Origin of the sequence: Streptomyces sp. TLI_55, from assembly GCF_900206255.1 — a bacterium.
Classification (GTDB): domain Bacteria; phylum Actinomycetota; class Actinomycetes; order Streptomycetales; family Streptomycetaceae; genus Streptomyces; species Streptomyces aquilus.
Window position 1 is genome coordinate 73,713 of the sequence record NZ_OAOJ01000002.1, and the last position, 19,021, is coordinate 92,733.

16 protein-coding genes and 1 pseudogene are annotated in these 19,021 nt (G+C 72.0%); 11 read left to right on the top strand and 6 right to left on the bottom strand.

Translation table 11 applies throughout. The features are described from left to right. Positions 1-176 precede the first annotated feature (176 nt). The 11 genes and pseudogenes from mvk to fdxA form a co-directional block, all read left to right on the top strand. On the top strand, positions 177-1,163 hold the full coding sequence (mvk, locus tag CRP56_RS43310) for a mevalonate kinase (RefSeq protein WP_257042344.1): 987 nt from the start codon (positions 177-179) through the stop codon (positions 1,161-1,163). Further along, a complete protein-coding gene (gene mvaD, locus CRP56_RS43315) occupies positions 1,153-2,199 on the top strand; it encodes a diphosphomevalonate decarboxylase (protein ID WP_097275213.1) in 1,047 nt (348 codons plus the stop codon). Before mvk ends, mvaD begins: the two co-directional genes overlap by 11 nt. Then, positions 2,196-3,281 carry a phosphomevalonate kinase gene (locus tag CRP56_RS43320; RefSeq protein ID WP_097275215.1) on the top strand — a complete coding sequence of 362 codons (1,086 nt, stop codon included), beginning with the start codon at positions 2,196-2,198 and terminating at the stop codon, positions 3,279-3,281. Before mvaD ends, CRP56_RS43320 begins: the two co-directional genes overlap by 4 nt. Then, entirely contained in the window at positions 3,278-4,372 is a 1,095-nt protein-coding gene (gene fni, locus CRP56_RS43325; protein ID WP_097275217.1) for a type 2 isopentenyl-diphosphate Delta-isomerase, read from the top strand. Before CRP56_RS43320 ends, fni begins: the two co-directional genes overlap by 4 nt. Beyond that, positions 4,369-5,430 (top strand): hydroxymethylglutaryl-CoA reductase, encoded by a 1,062-nt coding sequence (locus CRP56_RS43330; RefSeq protein WP_143665007.1) that lies wholly within the window; start codon positions 4,369-4,371, stop codon positions 5,428-5,430. The genes fni and CRP56_RS43330 overlap by 4 nt, the downstream gene beginning before the upstream one ends. 3 nt (positions 5,431-5,433) lie before the next feature. Next, the gene (locus CRP56_RS43335) at positions 5,434-6,603 is read left to right on the top strand and encodes a hydroxymethylglutaryl-CoA synthase (RefSeq protein ID WP_097275219.1); all 1,170 of its coding nucleotides are present in this window, start codon (positions 5,434-5,436) and stop codon (positions 6,601-6,603) included. 131 nt (positions 6,604-6,734) lie between these two features. After that, complete coding sequence (locus tag CRP56_RS43340; protein WP_097275221.1) at positions 6,735-7,781, top strand: 3-oxoacyl-ACP synthase III family protein; 1,047 nt, start codon at positions 6,735-6,737, stop codon at positions 7,779-7,781. Between the two features lie 204 nt (positions 7,782-7,985). Continuing rightward, the gene (locus CRP56_RS43345; RefSeq protein ID WP_097275223.1) at positions 7,986-8,576 is read left to right on the top strand and encodes a malonic semialdehyde reductase; all 591 of its coding nucleotides are present in this window, start codon (positions 7,986-7,988) and stop codon (positions 8,574-8,576) included. 38 nt (positions 8,577-8,614) lie between these two features. Next, entirely contained in the window at positions 8,615-10,507 is a 1,893-nt protein-coding gene (locus CRP56_RS43350; RefSeq protein WP_097275225.1) for a 2-oxoacid:acceptor oxidoreductase subunit alpha, read from the top strand. Continuing rightward, positions 10,497-11,537: a 2-oxoacid:ferredoxin oxidoreductase subunit beta gene (locus CRP56_RS43355; protein ID WP_097275227.1), complete on the top strand. Its 1,041-nt coding sequence runs from the start codon at positions 10,497-10,499 to the stop codon at positions 11,535-11,537. The genes CRP56_RS43350 and CRP56_RS43355 overlap by 11 nt, the downstream gene beginning before the upstream one ends. Further along, a pseudogene (fdxA, locus tag CRP56_RS43360) lies at positions 11,534-11,773 on the top strand (ferredoxin); the annotation flags it as partial. The gene CRP56_RS43355 and the pseudogene fdxA, both read left to right, overlap by 4 nt. A 65-nt stretch (positions 11,774-11,838) precedes the next feature. On the opposite strand, the gene CRP56_RS43365 reads toward fdxA, so the two are convergent. The 6 genes from CRP56_RS43365 to CRP56_RS43385 all read right to left on the bottom strand — a co-directional run bounded on the left by CRP56_RS43365 (position 11,839) and on the right by CRP56_RS43385 (position 19,007). After that, positions 11,839-12,165, bottom strand: coding sequence for a DUF6059 family protein (locus tag CRP56_RS43365; RefSeq protein WP_143665008.1), 327 nt, complete (start codon positions 12,163-12,165; stop codon positions 11,839-11,841). Positions 12,166-12,276: 111 nt separating this feature from the next. Beyond that, on the bottom strand, positions 12,277-12,405 hold the full coding sequence (locus CRP56_RS48810) for a hypothetical protein (protein WP_257042180.1): 129 nt from the start codon (positions 12,403-12,405) through the stop codon (positions 12,277-12,279). A 139-nt stretch (positions 12,406-12,544) separates the two neighbouring features. Further along, positions 12,545-16,009 carry a condensation domain-containing protein gene (locus CRP56_RS43370; RefSeq protein ID WP_143665009.1) on the bottom strand — a complete coding sequence of 1,155 codons (3,465 nt, stop codon included), beginning with the start codon at positions 16,007-16,009 and terminating at the stop codon, positions 12,545-12,547. A 459-nt stretch (positions 16,010-16,468) separates the two neighbouring features. Beyond that, entirely contained in the window at positions 16,469-17,428 is a 960-nt protein-coding gene (locus CRP56_RS43375; protein ID WP_097275235.1) for an aromatase/cyclase, read from the bottom strand. A 189-nt stretch (positions 17,429-17,617) separates the two neighbouring features. Beyond that, the gene (locus CRP56_RS43380; RefSeq protein ID WP_097275237.1) at positions 17,618-18,370 is read right to left on the bottom strand and encodes a thioesterase II family protein; all 753 of its coding nucleotides are present in this window, start codon (positions 18,368-18,370) and stop codon (positions 17,618-17,620) included. A 139-nt stretch (positions 18,371-18,509) separates the two neighbouring features. Further along, on the bottom strand, positions 18,510-19,007 hold the full coding sequence (locus CRP56_RS43385; protein WP_097275239.1) for an NUDIX hydrolase: 498 nt from the start codon (positions 19,005-19,007) through the stop codon (positions 18,510-18,512). Positions 19,008-19,021: the final 14 nt, after the last annotated feature.

Below are 19,021 nucleotides of genomic sequence, written 5' to 3' on the forward strand. Positions count from 1 at the left end.
CTCTTTCATCCGCGTTACGCCACCGGCACACCCGTGGCGAGCTGCGTCGATCCACAAGAGGCCGGGTTCTCCGCTCATTCGCATATCCCGCTTCATTCATTCCTGGAAATCCTGACGATGCGATCTCACCGCAGAAACGACAAGGGGAGCTGAGTGCGTTGACTCTACCGACCTCAGTGGAGGGGGTTTCGGAAAATCACCGGGCTCGCTCCGTCGGCATCGGTCGCGCCCATGCCAAGGCCATCTTGCTGGGAGAGCACGCGGTCGTGTACGGGACGCCGGCGCTGGCGCTGCCCATTCCGCAGCTGACGGCCACGGCGAGCGCCGGATGGTCCACCCACGCCTCCGATGCCCAGGGCGACCTGTCCTTCACCATGACCGGCTCCGCCTCCCGGGCCGTCATCACACGGGCCTCCGACGGTCTGCGGCAGTTGACGACGGCTTTCAAGGCGCGGATGGGCGTGGTGGGCACTCCGCACCTCGACGTGATCCTCGACGGCGCCATCCCGCCCGGCCGCGGCCTCGGCTCCAGTGCCGCCAACTCGCGGGCGATCGTGCTGGCCCTGGCCGACCTGTTCGGCCGGGAGCTGTCCGACGAGGTCGCGTTCGACCTGGTGCAGACGGCCGAGAACATGACGCACGGCCGGGCCAGCGGTGTCGACGCCATGACGGTCGGGGCGGCTGCCCCGCTGCTGTTCCAGGCGGGTGAGGCACGGGAGTTGAGCATCGGCTGCGACGGCCTGTTCATCATCGCGGACAGCGGCACCGGCGGCAGCACCAAGGAGGCGGTCGAGCTGCTGCGGGCCGGGTTCCAGCGTTCGGCCGGGGCGGAGGAGCGGTTCCTGGGCCGCGCCTCGCAGCTCATCGAGGACGCCACACAGGCCCTCGCCGAGGGTGAGCCGGAGGAGCTCGGCGCGCGGCTGACGGACTATCACGGGCTGCTGCGGGACGCCGGTCTGAGCACCGACCGGATCGACGCGATGGTGGCGGCCGCGCTGAAGGCGGGCAGCCTCGGCGCCAAGATCACCGGCGGTGGTCTGGGCGGCTGTGTGCTGGCGATGACCCAGCCGGAGCAGGCCCGCGAGGTGGCCCGGCAGCTGCACGAGGCCGGTGCCGTCCAGACGTGGGTCGTGCCGCTGCGGAGGCTCGCTCATGCGCTCTGAGCAGCAGGCCACCCTGGAGCCGGGGCTTCGGGCGGGCACCGCCACGGCCGTCGCCCAGCCGAACATCGCGCTGATCAAGTACTGGGGCAAGAGCGACGAGAAGCTGTTCCTGCCCCGCACCGACAGCCTGTCGATGACCCTGGACATCTTCCCGACGACCACCCGGGTCCGGCTCGCCCCCGAGGCGGCGCGGGACACGGTGACGTTCAACGGCGAGGCCGCCACCGGCGAGGCCGAGCGGCGCATCACCGCGTTCCTGGAGCTGGTGCGGGAGCGGTCCGGGCGCACCGAACGGGCCGACGTCGACACCCGGAACACCGTCCCGACCGGGGCGGGGCTGGCCTCCTCGGCGAGCGGGTTCGCCGCGCTGGCGGTCGCCGCGGCCGCCGCGTACGGCCTGGAGCTGGACGCCACCGGGCTGTCGCGGCTCGCGCGGCGCGGCTCCGGGTCGGCGTCCCGGTCCATCTTCGGCGGGTTCGCCGTCTGGCACGCCGGCCGGGCGGACGCCGGCCCCGAGGAGGCGGACCTCAGCTCGTACGCCGAACCGGTGCCGGCCGCGGACCTCGACCCGGCGCTGGTCATCGCCGTCGTCAACGCCGGGCCCAAGGAGGTGTCCAGCCGGGTGGCCATGCGCCGCACGATGGACACCTCGCCGCTGTTCGAGCCGTGGGCGGTCTCCAGCGGCGCCGACCTGGCGGACATGCGGGTGGCGCTGGAGCGCGGCGACCTGGCGGCGGTGGGTGAGATCGCGGAGCGCAACGCGCTCGGCATGCACGCCACCATGCTGGCCGCCCGCCCGGCCGTGCGGTACATGTCGCCGGCCTCGCTGACCGTCCTGGACAGCGTGCTGCAACTACGCCGGGACGGGGTGGCGGCGTACGCCACGATGGACGCCGGCCCCAACGTGAAGGTGCTGTGCCCGCGCGCGGACGCCGAGCGGGTCGCCGAGGCCGTACGGGCCGCCGCCCCCGGCCGTGCGGTGCACATCGCCGGTCCCGGGCGAGGCGCCCGGCTGCTGGACGAGGACGAACGGTGACCGGCGGGCGCGCGGTGGTCCGGCGCGCGCCGGGCAAGTTGTTCGTGGCGGGCGAGTACGCGGTGGTGGAGCCCGGCAACGAGGCGATCCTGGTCGCCGTCGACCGCTACATCACCGTCACCGTGTCCGAGGCCGCCGGGCCCGGGGTCGTCGTCACCTCCGACCTCGCTCCGGGCGCGGTGCGTCACGCGTGGCAGGGCGGGCGGCTGACGGGCGGTACGGACACCCCGCACGTGGTGGCCGCGATCGAGACCGTCGCCGCTCTGCTCGCCGAACGCGGGCTGCCCGTACCGCCGTTGGACGTGTCGATCAGCAGCACCCTGCACGAGGACGGCCGCAAGTTCGGCCTGGGCTCCAGCGGCGCGGTGACCGTGGCGACGGTCGCGGCCGTGGCGGCGTACTGCGGCCTTGACCTCAGCCTGGAGGAGCGCTACCGGCTGGCCGTCCTCGCGAGCATCCAGGTCGAACCCAAGGGCTCCGGCGGTGATCTCGCCGCGAGCACCTGGGGCGGCTGGATCGCCTACTCGGCGCCGGACCGTGACGTCGTCGCCGGCCTGGCCCGCGGCGGCGTCGAGGCGGCGCTGCGGGCGCCCTGGCCGGGTTTCTCGGTGCGGCGGCTGCCGGCGCCCAACGGGCTGCGCCTGGAAGTCGGCTGGACCGGGAACCCCGCGTCCACGACGTCCCTCGTGGCGGGCCTGCACCGGCGGACCTGGCGGGGCAGCGCCTCGCACCAGAAGTTCGTGGCGACCACCGGCGACTTCGTCAGCGCCGCGGTCACCGCGCTCGAGGAGGGCGACGCCGAGGGTCTGCTGCGGCAGATCCGGCGGGCCCGGCAGGAGCTGGCCCGTCTCGACGACGAGGTCCGGCTCGGCATCTTCACCCCCGAACTGACGGCCCTGTGCGACGCCGCCGAAGGCGTCGGCGGTGCGGCCAAGCCGTCGGGGGCCGGGGGCGGCGACTGCGGCATAGCCCTGCTGGCCGCCGACGCCCCGCACGACATCTCGCACGTACGTCAGCGGTGGGCCGCGGCCGGGGTGCTGCCCCTGCCGCTCTCCCCCGCCTTGGAAGGGATCGAGGAATGAGCAGCGCTCAGCGCAAGGACGACCACGTCCGGCTGGCCATGGAACAGCAGCACGCGCACAGCGGACGCAACCAGTTCGACGAGGTGTCGTTCGTCCACCACGCCCTGGCCGGCATCGACCGGCCGGACGTGTCCCTGGCCACGACCTTCGCCGGCATCTCCTGGCAGGCGCCGCTGTACATCAACGCGATGACGGGCGGCAGCCTCAAGACCGGTGCGATCAACCGGGATCTGGCCACCGCCGCCCGGGAGACCGGGGTGGCCATCGCGTCGGGTTCCATGCACGCCTACTTCAAGGACCCCTCGTGCGCGGACACCTTCCGCGTGCTGCGGACCGAGAACCCGAACGGGTTCGTCCTGGCCAACGTCAACGCGACCGCGTCCGTCGACAACGCCCGCCGCGCCATCGACCTGATCGAGGCGAACGCCCTGCAGATCCACATCAACACGGCGCAGGAGACCCCGATGCCGGAGGGCGACCGGTCGTTCGGGTCGTGGGCGGCGCAGATCGAGAAGATCGCGGCGGGCGTCGACGTCCCGGTGATCGTCAAGGAGGTCGGCAACGGGCTGAGCCGGCAGACCATCCTGGCGCTGCCGAACCTGGGCGTGAAGGTCGCCGACGTCAGCGGTCGCGGCGGCACGGACTTCGCCCGGATCGAGAACGGCCGGCGTGAACTGGGCGACTACGCCTTCCTGCACGGCTGGGGCCAGTCGGCGCCGGCCTGTCTGCTGGACGCGCAGGACGTCGACTTCCCGCTGCTGGCCTCCGGCGGGGTCCGCAACCCGCTCGACGTCGTCCGTGCCCTCGCGCTCGGCGCCCGTGCCGTGGGCTCCTCCGGCGGGTTCCTGCGCACGCTGATCGACGGTGACGTCTCGGCGCTGATCGCGCAGATCACGACCTGGCTGGACCAGATCGCCGCCCTGCAGACCATGCTCGGCGCCCGCACCCCCGCCGACCTGACCCGCTGCGACCTGCTGATCCACGGCGAGCTCCGGGACTTCTGCGAGGACCGGGGCATCGACACCCGGCGGTACGCCCAGCGCTCCAGCTCCATCGACGCCCTCTCCGAGATGACAGGAAGCACACGATGACCGAAGCACACGCGATCGCCGGCGTCCCGATGCGATGGGTGGGGCCCGTCCGTATCTCGGGGAACGTCGCCACGACCGAGACCCAGGTGCCGCTGGCCACCTACGAGTCGCCGCTGTGGCCGTCGGTGGGCCGGGGCGCGAAGGTGTCCCGGCTGGCCGAGAAGGGCATCGTCGCCACCCTCGTCGACGAGCGGATGACCCGTTCGGTGCTCGTGGAGGCGACCGACGCGCTGACCGCGCTGACCGCCGCCAGGACCATCGAGGCCCGGATCGACGAGCTGCAAGAAGTGGTACGCGGGTGCAGCCGGTTCGCCCAGCTGATCGGCATCCGCCACGAGATCACCGGCAACCTGCTGTTCATCCGCTTCGAGTTCTCCACCGGTGACGCCTCCGGGCACAACATGGCCACCCTCGCCTCCGACGCGCTCCTCAAGCACCTGCTGGAGACGATCCCGGGCATCTCCTACGGGTCGATCTCCGGCAACTACTGCACGGACAAGAAGGCCACCGCCATCAACGGCATCCTCGGCCGCGGCAAGAACGTCGTCACCGAACTGCTCGTGCCGCGGGACGTGGTGGCCGACGTGCTGCACACCACGGCCGCGAAGGTCGCCGAGCTGAACCTGCGCAAGAACCTGCTCGGCACCCTGCTGGCCGGCGGCATCCGCTCGGCCAACGCCCACTACGCGAACATGCTGCTCGCCTTCTACCTGGCGACCGGCCAGGACGCGGCGAACATCGTCGAGGGCTCCCAGGGTGTCGTCACCGCCGAGGACCGCGACGGCGACCTGTACTTCGCCTGCACCCTGCCGAACCTGATCGTCGGCTCGGTCGGCAACGGCAAGGGCCTGGCCTTCGTGGAGACGAACCTGAACCGGCTCGGCTGCCGGGAGGACCGCGCGCCCGGCGAGAACGCCCGCCGCCTCGCGGTCATCGCGGCGGCCACGGTGCTGTGCGGGGAGCTGTCGCTGCTCGCGGCGCAGACCAACCCCGGGGAACTGATGCGCGCGCACGTCCAGCTGGAGCGCGCCAACTCGACCGCAAAGGTAGGTGTCTAGGGCATGTCACTCTCCATAGGAATCCACGATCTGTCGTTCGCCACCGGCGAGTTCGTCCTGCCGCACACCGCCCTCGCCGCGTACAACGGCACCGAGATCGGCAAGTACCACGTGGGCATCGGCCAGGAGTCGATGAGCATCCCGGCCGCCGACGAGGACATCGTGACCCTCGCCGCGACGGCCGCCGCGCCGATCATCGCCCGGCACGGCAGCGAGCGCATCCGTACGGTCGTGTTCGCCACCGAGTCCTCCATCGACCAGGCGAAGGCGGCAGGTGTCTACGTCCACTCGCTGCTCGGGCTGCCGTCGGCGACCCGGGTCGTGGAGCTGAAGCAGGCCTGCTACGGGGCGACGGCCGGCCTCCAGTTCGCCATCGGCCTGGTCCAGCGCGACCCCGCCCAGCAGGTCCTGGTCATCGCCAGTGACGTCTCCAAGTACGACCTGGACAGCCCCGGTGAGGCCACGCAGGGCTCGGCCGCGGTCGCGATGCTCGTCGGCGCGGACCCGGCGCTGGTGCGCATCGAGGACCCGTCCGGCCTGTTCACCGCCGACGTCATGGACTTCTGGCGGCCGAACTACCGCACCACGGCCCTGGTCGACGGCCAGGAGTCCATCGGTGCCTACCTCCAGGCCGCCGAGGGCACCTGGAAGGACTACACGGAGCAGGGCGGCCGCTCCCTGGAGGAGTTCGCCGCGTTCTGCTACCACCAGCCGTTCACGAAGATGGCGTACAAGGCGCACCGGCACCTGCTGAACTACTGCGGCTACGACACCGACAACGACGCCGTCACGGCCGCCATCGGGCTGACGACGGCCTACAACACGGTGATCGGCAACAGCTACACCGCGTCCGTCTACCTGGGTCTGGCCGCGCTGCTCGACCAGGCCGACGACCTGACCGGCAAGCCCATCGCCTTCCTCAGCTACGGCTCCGGCAGCGTCGCCGAGTTCTTCGGCGGGACCGTCGTCGCCGGCTACCAGCAGCACCTGCGCACCGCGGCGAACCACAAGGCGATCAACCGGCGCCGGCCGGTGGACTACGCGGGCTACCGCGAGCTGCACGAGTGGGCGTTCCCCACCGACGGCGGCGACCACGCCACCCCGCAGCAGACGACCGGCCCGTTCCGGCTGGCCGGCATCAGCGGCCACAAGCGCCTCTACCAGGCGCGCTGAGGCACCTTCCGTCACGGGCTGGGCCGTACGGGAAGCCCCTGGCCGGGGTTTTTCCCGTACGGCCCGCCGCCCTTGCGCGCACCACAGCTTCGTACAGCCACGCACAGACCACTCGAGAGGAGGGCACGCGCATGAACGAGGGCCTGAAGGACATCAGGATTCTCGGCACGGGTGCGTACGTGCCGGACCGGATCGTCTCCAACGACGAGGTCGGCGCGCCGGCCGGTGTCGACGACGCCTGGATCACCCGTAAGACCGCGATCCGGGAGCGGCGCTGGGCCGGGGTCGGCCAGGCCACCTCGGACCTGGCGACGGCGGCGGCGCGGGCCGCGCTGAAGTCGGCGGGCATCACCAGCGAGCAGCTGTCCGTGATCGCGGTGGCCACCTCCACGCCGGACCGTCCGCAGCCGCCGACGGCCGCCTATGTGCAGCGCAATCTCGGGGCGACCGGTACGGCGGCGTTCGACGTCAACGCGGTGTGCTCGGGCACGGTGTTCGCGTTGTCGGCGGTCGGCAGCACACTGCTGCGGCGCGGCGGGTACGCGCTGGTGATCGGCGCGGACGTGTACTCGCGGATCCTGAACCCGGCCGACCGCCGCACGGTCGTGCTGTTCGGCGACGGGGCCGGTGCGATGGTGCTGGGTCCGACCACCAAGGGCACGCTGGTCCGGCATGTCGCGCTGCACACGTTCGGTGAGCTGGCGGGCCTGATCGAGGTGCCGGCGGGCGGCAGCCGGATGCCGCTGGACCACTCGGGGCTGGACGCGGGCATGCAGTACTTCGCGATGGAGGGGCGCGAGGTGCGCCGCTTCGTGGTGGAGCAACTGCCGCAGCTGGTCAAGGGGTTCCTGCACGAGGCGGGGGTCGAGCCCGCCGACATCAGCCACTTCGTCCCGCACCAGGCCAACGGCGTCATGCTCGACGACGTCTTCGGCGACCTGGGCATGCCGCACGCCACCATGCACCGCACACTGACGCACTACGCCAACACGGGCGCCGCCTCGATCCCGATCACCTTGGACGCGGCCGCCCGCGAGGGGAAGTTCAAGCCGGGCGAGCTGATCCTGCTGGCCGGGTTCGGCGGCGGCATGGCGGCGAGCTTCGCCCTGATCGAGTGGTCGGCGGACTTCGGGAAGCCGCAGCCGGCGGCGCCGAGGATCTCACTGCCGGTCTGCTGAAAGCCGCCGCTCTGCTGAGGCCGTCGCGCGCTCGTGGCTCGATCGCGCGGGCGTGGAGTCGACGGAGCATCAAGTCATGCTCCCGCGATGCTCACGGCCGGTCCGCCATGCTCCGTAGGGACGATCACGCACGGCACGCCGGGCGTGTGCCGTGCCGGACTCGTGCGCGCCGGTCCCCCGCTCCCCCGTCAAGAAGGTCGCAACATGTCGCTGGTACTCGACGCCGCCGCCCAGGACCTCCTCTTCCGTGAGGCCCGCACCGCCAACACCTTCACCGACGAGCCGGTGACCGAGGAGCAGATCGCGGCGATCTACGACCTGGTCAAGTACGGCCCGACGGCCTCCAACCAGAGTCCGCTGCGCATCACGCTGGTCCGCTCCCCCGAGGCCCGTGAGCGGCTGCTGCCGTACCTGGTCGAGGCCAACCGGGCGAAGACGGCCGCCGCCCCGCTGGTGGCGATCCTCGCCGTGGACAACGAGTTCCACGAGGAGCTGCCCCGGCTGTTCCCGCACTTCCCGGCGGCCAAGGACGTCCTGTACGCGGAGCGTCCGGTGCGGGAGCGGTCGGCGCTGGTCAACGGGTCGCTCCAGGCCGCGTACTTCATCATCGGCATCCGTGCCGCGGGGCTCGCCGCCGGTCCGATGACCGGCTTCGACTTCGAGGGCGTCCGCAAGGAGTTCCTGGACGACGACCACACCCCGCTGATGATCGTGAACATCGGGCGGCCCGGCGAGAACGCCTGGTTCGACCGGGGCCCGCGGCTGGACCTCGACGAGGTCGTCACCACCGTCTGAGTCGTCGCGCCACCACCGTCTGAGGGAGGTTCAGTTCAGTGACCAGCCAGGTCAGTCCATCAGCGGGTGAGGCCGCCAAGGACGTACGGCGCCTGGACCGGGTGATCATCCGGTTCGCCGGTGACTCGGGTGACGGTATGCAGCTCACGGGCGACCGTTTCACCTCGGAGACCGCATCGTTCGGCAACGATCTGTCCACGTTGCCGAACTTCCCCGCCGAGATCCGGGCCCCTGCCGGAACGCTGCCGGGCGTCTCGTCGTTCCAGCTGCACTTCGCCGACCACGACATCCTCACCCCGGGCGACGCCCCGGACGTGCTGGTGGCGATGAACCCGGCGGCGCTGAAGGCGAACGTCGGGGATCTGCCGCCGGGCGCGGAGATCATCGTCGACACCGACGAGTTCACCAAGCGGGCGTTGCAGAAGGTCGGATACGCCGAGAGTCCGCTGGAGGACGGCTCCCTCGACGGGTTCCGCCTGCACCGGGTGCCGCTGACGACGCTGACCGTGGCGGCGCTGGAGCGGTTCGAGCTGTCCCGCAAGGACGCACAGCGCAGCAAGAACATGTTCGCGCTGGGCCTGCTGTCGTGGATGTACCACCGGCCCACCGAGGGCACGGAGAAGTTCCTGAGGGCGAAGTTCGCGAAGAAGCCGCAGATCGCCGAGGCGAACCTGGCGGCGTTCCGGGCGGGCTGGAACTTCGGTGAGACGACGGAGGACTTCGCGGTCTCCTACGAGGTCGCCCCGGCCGCCGAGGCCTTCCCCGCGGGCACCTATCGCAACATCTCCGGGAACCTGGCCCTGTCGTACGGTCTGATCGCGGCCTCCCGCCAGGCGGACCTGCCGCTGTATCTGGGTTCGTACCCGATCACCCCGGCGTCCGACATCCTGCACGAGCTGAGCAAGCACAAGAACTTCGGTGTCCGCACCTTCCAGGCGGAGGACGAGATCGCCGCGATCGGCGCCGCCTTGGGTGCCGCGTTCGGCGGGTCCCTGGCGGTCACCACCACCTCCGGCCCGGGGGTGGCGCTGAAGTCGGAGACGATCGGCCTCGCGGTGTCACTGGAGCTCCCGCTGCTCGTCATCGACATCCAGCGCGGCGGCCCGTCGACCGGCCTGCCGACCAAGACCGAGCAGGCGGACCTGCTCCAGGCGATGTTCGGCCGCAACGGCGAGGCACCGGTCCCGGTCGTCGCCCCGCGCACCCCGGCGGACTGCTTCGACGCGGCGCTGGAGGCGGCCCGCATCGCGCTCACCTACCGCACCCCGGTGTTCCTGCTCTCCGACGGCTACCTCGCCAACGGCAGCGAGCCCTGGCGCATCCCCCGCCCGGACGAACTCCCCGACCTGCGCGTCCAGTTCGCCCAGCGCCCCAACCACACCCTGGACGACGGCACCGAGGTCTTCTGGCCGTACAAGCGCGACCCGCAGACCCTGGCCCGCCCCTGGGCCGTCCCCGGCACGCCCGGCCTCGAACACCGCATCGGCGGCATCGAGAAGCAGGACGGCACCGGCAACATCTCCTACGACCCCGCCAACCACGACTTCATGGTCCGCACCCGGCAGGCCAAGATCGACGGCATCGACGTACCCGATGTCGAGGTCGACGACCCGCACGGAGCACGCACGCTGGTGCTGGGCTGGGGATCGACGTACGGCCCCGTCACCGCCGCAGTGCGCAGACTGCGCGCGGCCGGCGAGTCCGTCGCGCAGGCCCATCTGCGGCACATCAGCCCGTTCCCGAAGAACCTCGGCACGGTCCTCGGCCGGTACGAGCGTGTCGTCGTCCCGGAGATGAACCTGGGGCAGCTCGCCACGCTGATCCGGGCCAAGTACCTGGTCGACGTGGAGCCCTTCACTCAGGTCAACGGCATGCCGTTCAAGGAAGAACAGCTCGCCGGCGTACTGGAGGCGACGATCCATGCCCACTGAACTGCCGCTCCTGCCCAAGGACTTCAAGTCCGACCAGGAGGTGCGCTGGTGCCCCGGCTGCGGGGACTACGCCATCCTCGCCGCCGTCCAGGGCTTCATGCCCGAACTCGGCCTCGCCAAGGAGAACATCGTCTTCGTCTCCGGCATCGGCTGCTCCTCCCGCTTCCCGTACTACATGAACACGTACGGCATGCACTCCATCCACGGCCGCGCCCCCGCCATCGCCACCGGACTGGCGACGAGCCGGCAGGACCTGTCGGTGTGGGTCGTGACAGGCGACGGAGACGCCCTCTCCATCGGCGGCAACCACCTCATCCACGCCCTGCGCCGCAACGTCAACCTCAAGATCCTCCTCTTCAACAACCGGATCTACGGCCTGACCAAGGGCCAGTACTCCCCCACCTCCGAGGTCGGGAAGATCACCAAGTCGACGCCGATGGGCTCACTCGACGCCCCCTTCAACCCGGTGTCCCTCGCCATCGGCGCGGAGGCCTCCTTCGTTGCCCGGACGGTCGACTCCGACCGCAAGCACCTCACCTCGGTACTGCGCCAGGCCGCCGCCCACCCCGGCACGGCACTCATCGAGATCTACCAGAACTGCAACATCTTCAACGACGGCGCCTTCGAGGTGCTGAAGGACAAGCAGCAGGCGGAGGAGGCAGTGATCCGCCTCGAACACGGGCAGCCCATCCGCTTCGGCGCCGACGGCGCGAAGGGCGTCGTACGCAATCCGTCGACCGGTGATCTGGAGGTCGTGGTGGTCACAGCGGAGAACGAGGCGGACATCCTCGTCCACGACGCCCACTCCCCCTCCCCCACCACCGCCTTCGCCCTCTCCCGGCTCGCCGACCCCGAGACCCTGCACCACACCCCGATCGGCGTGTTCCGGTCCGTCGACCGGCCCGTCTACGACGCCCTGATGGCCGACCAGTTGGAGGCGGCCGTCGAGCAGAACGGCAAGGGCGACCTGGCGGCGCTGCTCACCGGGGGCGACACCTGGACCGTGCCTTCGAGAAGGAGTACCTCATGACCTACGTCATCGCCGAGCCGTGCACCGACGTCAAGGACAAGGCGTGCCTGGACGAGTGCCCCGTGGACTGCATCTACGAGGGCCCGAGGTCGATGTACATACGGCCGGACGAATGCGTCGACTGCGGGGCGTGCGAGCCGGTGTGCCCGGTGGAGGCGATCTTCTTCGAGGACGACCTGCCGGAGGAGTGGCAGCACTACCGGCAGGTGGACCAGGAGGTCTTCTCCGAGGTGGGCTGAGCGCAGTCCGAGCACAGTCGACTCGCCCGCCGGCTCAGAGCCGGCGGGCGAGTACTCGTCGGTCAGGCGCTGTCGCGTGCCCTGGGTTCGTACGTCGGCCACAGGTCCCGGGCGAGGACCAGTTCCTGTGCTGACAGGGGGCTGTCCTGGCACAGGCGCTCCGGGTGGGCCGGCGGTGGGCCGCCGACGCCTGGTGGCAGGGTCAGGAACCTCCCGCGGGCGTAGCGCAGCAGGCGGCGGTCGGAGCGCTTGGACGGGCGTCGGGGTTCGCGCTGCGGCATCGCCTCGGGGCCCACATAGACGGCTCCGTAACACGTCAGCATCTCCCAGAGCGGCCGCACGACGTACTTCCTGAGCACCCGCCGCCCGCCACGCGTCAAACGACCCATGTCTGCACCTCCGCATCTTCGCTCGTCGTTCTCTACAGAGGCTCCCAAGGTTCACTCGGGGGTCGGTGGAGAGCGGATGGCGCGGGCCTGGGCTGTTTTCGACGTCCGGCGTCAGTCGATGCCGCGTACGACGTGGGGTTCCCAGGTGTCGTCCTCGTCGACGCCGGCGAGCCTGATCGGCGGGGCGAGGGCCGGTGCGTCCTGGGACCGTCTGCTGTCGTCCTCGGGGATGTCGTACACCTGCTCCTCCTGCTCGTCGGCTCAACAGTGACGGTGGCCGTACCACGGTCACACCCGTGCCACATTCACCATCCTCGGCTTCGCATGAGAAGCGCACGAGAAGCACACGAGACGCGCTTGAGGGCGGATCGAGGGCGGGTCAGGGCTGACCGGGTGCGGCGGTGCGGGCGGCGGCCGTGAGGGCTCTCGCCAGGTCCAGGGTGCGGTCGCGTTCGTCCGCGGAGCCTCCGGCGAGCACCACCCGTGGGGGCCGTCCGCCGTCGGCGGTGAGGTGCCGGGCTACGTCGCAGGCGAGGGCGCCCGCGCCGGAGAAGCCGCCGAGCAACAGGGCCCGGCCGGCCGTGGCGGCTCGCAGGGCCGGCAGGTCGGGCGCGGCCGCGTCGGCCGTCAGCACCAGCAGCTCCTGCGGGCCGGTGTAGAGGTCGCCGAACAGGTCGTAGCAGGTCGCGGGCGCCCCTGGCGGCCGTACCAGACAGATCGTGCCCGCCCGCTCCTCCTTCGCCGCGCGCAGCGTCACCAGCGGCTTGTCCGGGCCGTCGGCCGCGGGCGGCTCCGCCAGGGGCGGTACGGCCCTGCCCTCCAGGAGCTTCAGCGCGTCCGCGACAGTGGTGGACTCCCGCGCCCACAAAGGGAGTTCGCGCAGCAGCAGGGCGCTCTGCACGAGCAGTTCGGCCGCGGCGTCCTCGTCCAGCACGGCGCGGTCGTGGACGCCGGTGAAGACCAGGCCGCCCGCCTTGTCGTGGTGGGCGAGCAGCCCGATCGGCAGCACGGAGCGGGCGGGCACGGTGCCCGGGAAGTCGGCCCCGAGCCCCTGGGCGGCGAGCTCGTTGTCCAGGCCCTCCACGGGGTGCGGCGGGTCCTCGAAGACGATCATGGTGGCGACGGGTTCGACGTCTGCCTCGGGCCGGCCGTGGATCCAGTCACAGGGGACCCATTCGTAGCCGGCCATGTCGAGGGCGCGGTCGCGCAGTTGGCGCAGCAGCGCGGGCACGGTGGCGGCCGGGTCCACCTCGACGGACATCGGCAGCGAGTTGCGCAGCGGGCCCAGCATCCGGGACACGCCGTCGAGGGGGATGCCGCGGCCGGGGACGGTCACCGCGAAGCAGACCGGGGCCGGTGCGGTGGCGCCGGACGCGCGGTAGATCAGCATCGCCCACACGGCTTGCAGGACGCCGCTCTCGGTGATGCCCCAGCGGCCCGCCCAGTGGGCGAGGCGGATGGTTTCTGCGGGGTCCAGGCGCAGCCGGGAGCGGCCGACGCCGGTCAGTCCGGTGGCTCCGGCGGGCCGGCCCGGGGTGGCGGCGGTGCCGTCGGGCGGTGCGGACAGCGCCCAGAAGCCGCGGGCGGGGCCGAGGTCCTGGGCCGCGATCCAGGCGGTGTAGTCGCGCAGGTCCGGTCGGCGTTCACCGCCGGGCAGGCTGCCGCCCGCGAGGTAGGCGCGGTAGAACTCGCGCAGCAGGATGTGCGCGCTCCAGTTGTCGAGCAGGGCCCGGTGGTAGGTGAGCACGATCCGGGTCGGAGCGCCGGGACGCGGGACGCCGTCCGTGGCGAGCAGGGTGAGGCGCAGCGCGCCGGGGCAGCGCAGGTCGAAGCCGCGCAGCCGGTCGCGCTCCAGGAGCTCGAAGAGGTCCTCGCCGCGGTGGAAGCGGATGGTGATCTCGGGGGCGACGCGGCTGTGCACCATCAGCTGCGGGTCGGCGCCGCCGGTGAACGCGGTGCGCAGAACGGTCTCGCGGTCGAAGACCGACTGCCAGGCCGCGGTGAAGCGTTCGACGTCCAGGGGGCCGTGCCAGACCCAGACGACCTGTTCGACGTGGCGGCCGGTGCCGGGCCGGGCGTCGCCGCCCTTGTACAGCGCGGACTGCTGGGGGGTGGCGCGGAAGGCGGACGGGATCGGCGCGGTGGAGGCGTCGGCCAGCTCCCCCAGCAGCTGCCGCAGCAGCTCCGTGAGCGCGCCGACCGAGGTCTCGTTGATCCCCTCGGCCGGCACGGGCGTCCACTCCAGCCCGACGTGCAGCCGCCCGCCGACGATCCGCATCCGCGCGTGCACGGGGTACGCGGGCGGCGGGGTGACATGGCCGGGAACGGGCCGTACGGGGACGGCGGGGGGCGTCTCCCCGGGGCCGGGCAGGGTCAGGCAGGCCTGGGCGGGGGGCAGTTCGTGCAGGGCGTCGCGCAGTAGCGGGTCGGGGCTCCACTCCCGGCAGGCCCCGAAGCCGGCGCCGCCCTCGGCGTGACCGGCACCGGCCGCCAAGGCACCGGAAACGGCGGCCAGTTGCTCCAGCGGGTCCAGGAGCGGGTCGAGGGTGAGCTGGACCGGGTGCAGATCGGTGAGCCGGCCCACGTGCCGTCGTAGGCCCGGATGTTCGGTACGAGGATCGCTGCGTACGTCGATACCGATCTCGTCGGCGCGTTGCCAGCGGGCGAGGGCCACGGCGAAGACACCGGTCAGCACCTGGCCGGCGGTCAGCGCGAAGCGGCGGGCGAGTCCGTGCACGATCCGCTCAGTGGTCCCTCGCTCCACGACGAACCCGAACTGCCGCTCCGTACCGTCCCCGCCGTCCCACAGCCCGGCCGGCCCTGCGCCCTCAGCTGCGTCCACGGCCCGACGCTGCCCCGCCGCGGCCCACCGAGCCCCGACGACCCGCGCCCTGCGCTCGGCGACCCGCCCCCAGTGCCGGCCCTCTTCCGGATCGGCGGCCAACTCCCGCAACTTGCCGACCCATTCGCCGAGTCCGCCGCGGGTGGGGGGCGGGGTGGTGGGCGTGGGTGGGGTGGCTTCGGGGGCGGGCTGCACCGCCGCCTCGGTCTCGTCGGCGTCTGGCGCGGTCCCGTGGGCGTCCGGGGTGGTGTTCTCCGTGAGGGCCGTCGTCAGGTCGTCGAGGAGGATGTGCCAGGACGTGTCGTCGACCGCGAGTTCGTCGACGAGGACGGCCAGGCGGTCGGTACGCGGGGTGGCGCGGGGCGTCCTCGGGCGGCGGTCCCTCGCCAGGAGGGCGCGCAGCCTGATGCCGGTGGACGGGTCGAGGGTGCGGCCGACCGCGGTGACGGCGGCGGTGAAGTCGTCCTCGTCCGCGAAGTCGGCTTCCACCAGGGGGTCCTGACCGGGCGCCGGTGCCGTGACCCCGGTGTGGCCCGTCAGGCGGGCGCCCGTGGCGTCGAGGCGGGCGCACAGCTGGGGGTGGGCGGTCAGGACGGTGCGGAGCGCGTTGCGTACCGCCGCCGCGTCCGGTGCTGTGGCCGGTTCGAGGTACACCGCCTCGTAGCGGTGCGCTCCCGCGCGCGCGAGGACCGCGCACTGGGCCGGGGAGAGCGGCTGGTCGGCAGCCGGTGGCCGGGTGAGCAGGTCGGCGACGCGGCCCGCGAGGGTTGCCGCCGACTCGCCTCCCGTGTCGGTGAGGCGGAGCTTGTGGTGCTCGGGGCCGAGCCGGACCAGCCGGTGCCGGCGACCCGGTTCACCGGAGGCGGGCCCGCCCAGGGCGCGTCGCAGCGCGGCCACGTCGAGGGGGCCACGCACCTCGATGGCCCAGGCGGCCGGTTGCAGGGGCGGGCCGGGGTCGACGACCACGGAGACCGCCGGGTGTGAGGAGCGAGTTGCAGTCATGCGTGTACGGGGACATGCGGTCCGCTGTGGCGGGCTCGGCCCCCTCCCTCCTCTCCTCTGTTGGCGCTGGACGGACTGCGGGATGACGCTCACCGGGCCGCGGGAACCCCGGTGCCCACGCAGGCTCCGCAAGCCGTGCGCAGCCCGGCCGGAAGCGGGAGCCGGGAGTCGCCCGAGGCTGGGCGGACGGCCCACGGGCCCGTCCGCCGCGGTACGGGCGGCGGCGACAGTCCCTGCCCCCTGGGCAGCAGGACACGGGGCAGGTGGCCGCGGTGCCGCGCTGCCTCGCTTCCATGACGCCTCCCGGCCTCTCCCGGCCTGCTGTGTCCACTACGGTCGGACTCAGCACGCTAACGGCAGTGCGCGCCCCGAGTCCGTTTTCCCGAGCGGGCGTACAGCGGTGCCCAAGCAGGTCAGGTGCTGTCCCCGAGCGTGCGACGACGCCCGGGGCCACTGGGGTCACAGCATGCGGACGGCGCTCTCCGCGTGTGTCTTGGCGTGGGTGAGCAGGACCTGACAGTTGCGGCCGAGAGCCTCGCGGACGTACTGGCGGGCGTGGGCCAGGTCCGCGTGTTCGCCGAGCACGGAGGTGACGACGTCGGCGCTGTCGCTGAGTACGACGGTGTGCTGGGCGATGACCGTCACGCCCCGCTCGTCCGGGACGACGGACCATTCGCCGGTGTGTGCCTGCACCAGCGGGGACGTCGCGGTGTCCTTGTAGACGATGCGTTCGGCGTGCGGGAAGCAGATCCGCACCGAGTCCGTGCTGTGGGCGCCGTACTCGGTGAGCGTCTCCATCGTCATGTGCTGCACCCCGGGCACGTCCTCGGTGAGGTCGACCCGGGTGACGTGCGGCACCAGCTCGGGCCAGTCGGCGGCCCGGTAGAGGAAGTCGTAGACCAGCTCGGCGGGGCCCTTGATGTGGACCGAGTCCTCGAAGGTCAGGGTGAGTTCGTCCAGGCGCGTCCACCGTTCGGCGACGGCCTTGAGGTTGGCGAGCTCGGAGCGGGCGTTGCCCTCGGTGATGGCCACCAGGCGCTCGGTTTCGCCGGGCCGGCCGCCGCTGGCGCTGAAGTCGTAGCGCAGCTCCAGCTCGCTGTCGTGGGGGCCCTCGGAGCGTACGGTGAACACGCCGTGCAGCGAGTGGAAGGGGGACGAGGGCAGCTCCTGGCGGAACTCCACGGTGCGCCGCACCGGGTCCAGGTGCCGCCATGCCGTCCATGACTTCAGCTCGCCGTCGATGAGGCACCAGACCCGCAGCCGCTCCCGCTCGCCGTCGAACTCCAGCTGTTCCACATGGACGCTCGGCGTGAAGAACAGCGGCCACTTCACCGCGTCGGCGGTCAGCGCGTACACCACCCCGGCGGGCGCGGACACGTGCACCCGGTGCGCCCGGTCGTCCGCAGACTGAGCAGACATCTGAACACCTCTCTTTACTTTTTTGCGCCGACGGGGACGCGATCAGAATTCAGACGGCCGGATGAGGACCGCTCAAGGACGAGCGGAACGCGGGTCGGGTGGATCCGCGGCGGCTCCACGGCCGTCGCGCGCCGTACCCCGCGCGGGACGCGGTGCACGGCGCGTGTCCCGGGTGTCCGGGATGCCGGCTCAGCCGACGGGGACGCTGTCGTGAGTCAGGCGGTGGGCGACGCGGCAGGCCCGGCCCAGAAGCCGGGGCAGTGCGTGGCCGCGTACGAAGAAGTGCCGGTCGGGGACGGTACGGAGCCAGGACGGCCCCGCGGTCCACTGCTGCCAGCCGTCGGCTATGCCGGCCGGTGCCAGCGGGTTGCCCTGCGAGGCGACCACGAGGATCGGAGTGGTCAGCGGCCCTGCCGAGGAGGGCTTGCGGGCCGCCTCGTCGAGGGCCTGGGCGAGTTCGAGGTCGGCGCGGAGCACCGGCAGCATGGCGCGCAGCCAGATGCCTTCGTCGCTGCTGGGCGGTACGGCGCCCTTGCCGCCCAGGATGTCCAGCAGTTCGGCGTCCGTCGCCGCGCGGGCGTCGGGCAGTTCCGCCGGGACGTGGGGCGGGGGCGGGCAGGCGCCGACGGCGAGGAACGCGGGGCCGGGCAGGCCGGCCTCGTGCAGGGCGCGGGTCACGGTGAAGGCGACCATGGCGCCGAGGCCGTGCCCGTAGAGGGCGTAGGGCCCGGAGCGTGGGCCGGTGAAGCGGGGCAGCAACTCGGTGAGCAGTGCCTCGTGTGTGGTCACCCGGCGTTCGGGGTCACGGCGTCCGCCACCGGGGAAGGGGACCGGGGCCACGTCCACGCCGTGGCCGGTGTCGGCCGCCCAGTGGTCGAAGACCGAGACGCCCCCTTCGGAGTGCGCGAAACAGTGAAGCCGCACTGACTGTCCGTCGGACATGCCTCCTCCTCTACCTCCGCCGCGGGGTGCACGGGGTGGGGTTCAAGAGTCACCGGAGGGCCTCAAATACCGCTTGAAACCGGGCCGAGCCTTCACTCGACGTCCTGTGGAGGATCATCGAAGCGCGGCGCGCCGCGTGTCAGGTCGGGATGCTGCGGGTGAGGTAGCGGGTGAGGGCGTCGCGGCCGTCGCTCACGAACGTCTCCTGCCGTGCCAGGTCGGCGAGTTCGTCCTCGGTGAGCCAGGCGTACCAGGCGATCTCGGCGGGATCGGGGCGTACCGGCTGGTCGACCACGATCTCGTGGACGGCGTTCCAGTAGGGGCAGACGACACCGGGGCACAGGAACTTGAGGACGAACCGCGGCTGTCCGGGGAGGCCGACCTCTTCTTTGAACTCCCGTGCGGCGGCGTCCGGGTAGGGTTCGCCGACCTTGACGGCCCCGCCGAGCAGCCAGTTGTACATCCCCGGGAACCGGGAGACGTCGTCGGGGCGGCGGTGCACGAGGATGCGTCCCGTCGTGTCGCGGCAGACGATGGTCACCACCCGGTGCACCCAGCCGTGCCGTACCGCCTCGTCCCGGTCCACGACGCCCAGCACTTCGTCGCGCTCGTCGACCCGCTCCACCAGCTCGCTCATGACCCCCCTCACGG

Bases quoted from the DNA above. Each gene is read 5' to 3' on its own strand.
- mvaD (WP_097275213.1), top strand. From the start codon at position 1,153: ATGCGCTCTGAGCAGCAGGCCACCCTGGAGCCGGGGCTTCGGGCGGGC.
- fni (WP_097275217.1), top strand. From the start codon at position 3,278: ATGAGCAGCGCTCAGCGCAAGGACGACCACGTCCGGCTGGCCATGGAA.
- CRP56_RS43330 (WP_143665007.1), top strand. From the start codon at position 4,369: ATGACCGAAGCACACGCGATCGCCGGCGTCCCGATGCGATGGGTGGGG.
- CRP56_RS43335 (WP_097275219.1), top strand. From the start codon at position 5,434: ATGTCACTCTCCATAGGAATCCACGATCTGTCGTTCGCCACCGGCGAG.
- CRP56_RS43340 (WP_097275221.1), top strand. From the start codon at position 6,735: ATGAACGAGGGCCTGAAGGACATCAGGATTCTCGGCACGGGTGCGTAC.
- CRP56_RS43345 (WP_097275223.1), top strand. From the start codon at position 7,986: ATGTCGCTGGTACTCGACGCCGCCGCCCAGGACCTCCTCTTCCGTGAG.
- CRP56_RS43355 (WP_097275227.1), top strand. From the start codon at position 10,497: ATGCCCACTGAACTGCCGCTCCTGCCCAAGGACTTCAAGTCCGACCAG.
- CRP56_RS43365 (WP_143665008.1), bottom strand. From the start codon at position 12,165: ATGGGTCGTTTGACGCGTGGCGGGCGGCGGGTGCTCAGGAAGTACGTC.
- CRP56_RS43370 (WP_143665009.1), bottom strand. From the start codon at position 16,009: ATGACTGCAACTCGCTCCTCACACCCGGCGGTCTCCGTGGTCGTCGAC.
- CRP56_RS43375 (WP_097275235.1), bottom strand. From the start codon at position 17,428: ATGTCTGCTCAGTCTGCGGACGACCGGGCGCACCGGGTGCACGTGTCC.
- CRP56_RS43380 (WP_097275237.1), bottom strand. From the start codon at position 18,370: ATGTCCGACGGACAGTCAGTGCGGCTTCACTGTTTCGCGCACTCCGAA.
- CRP56_RS43385 (WP_097275239.1), bottom strand. From the start codon at position 19,007: ATGAGCGAGCTGGTGGAGCGGGTCGACGAGCGCGACGAAGTGCTGGGC.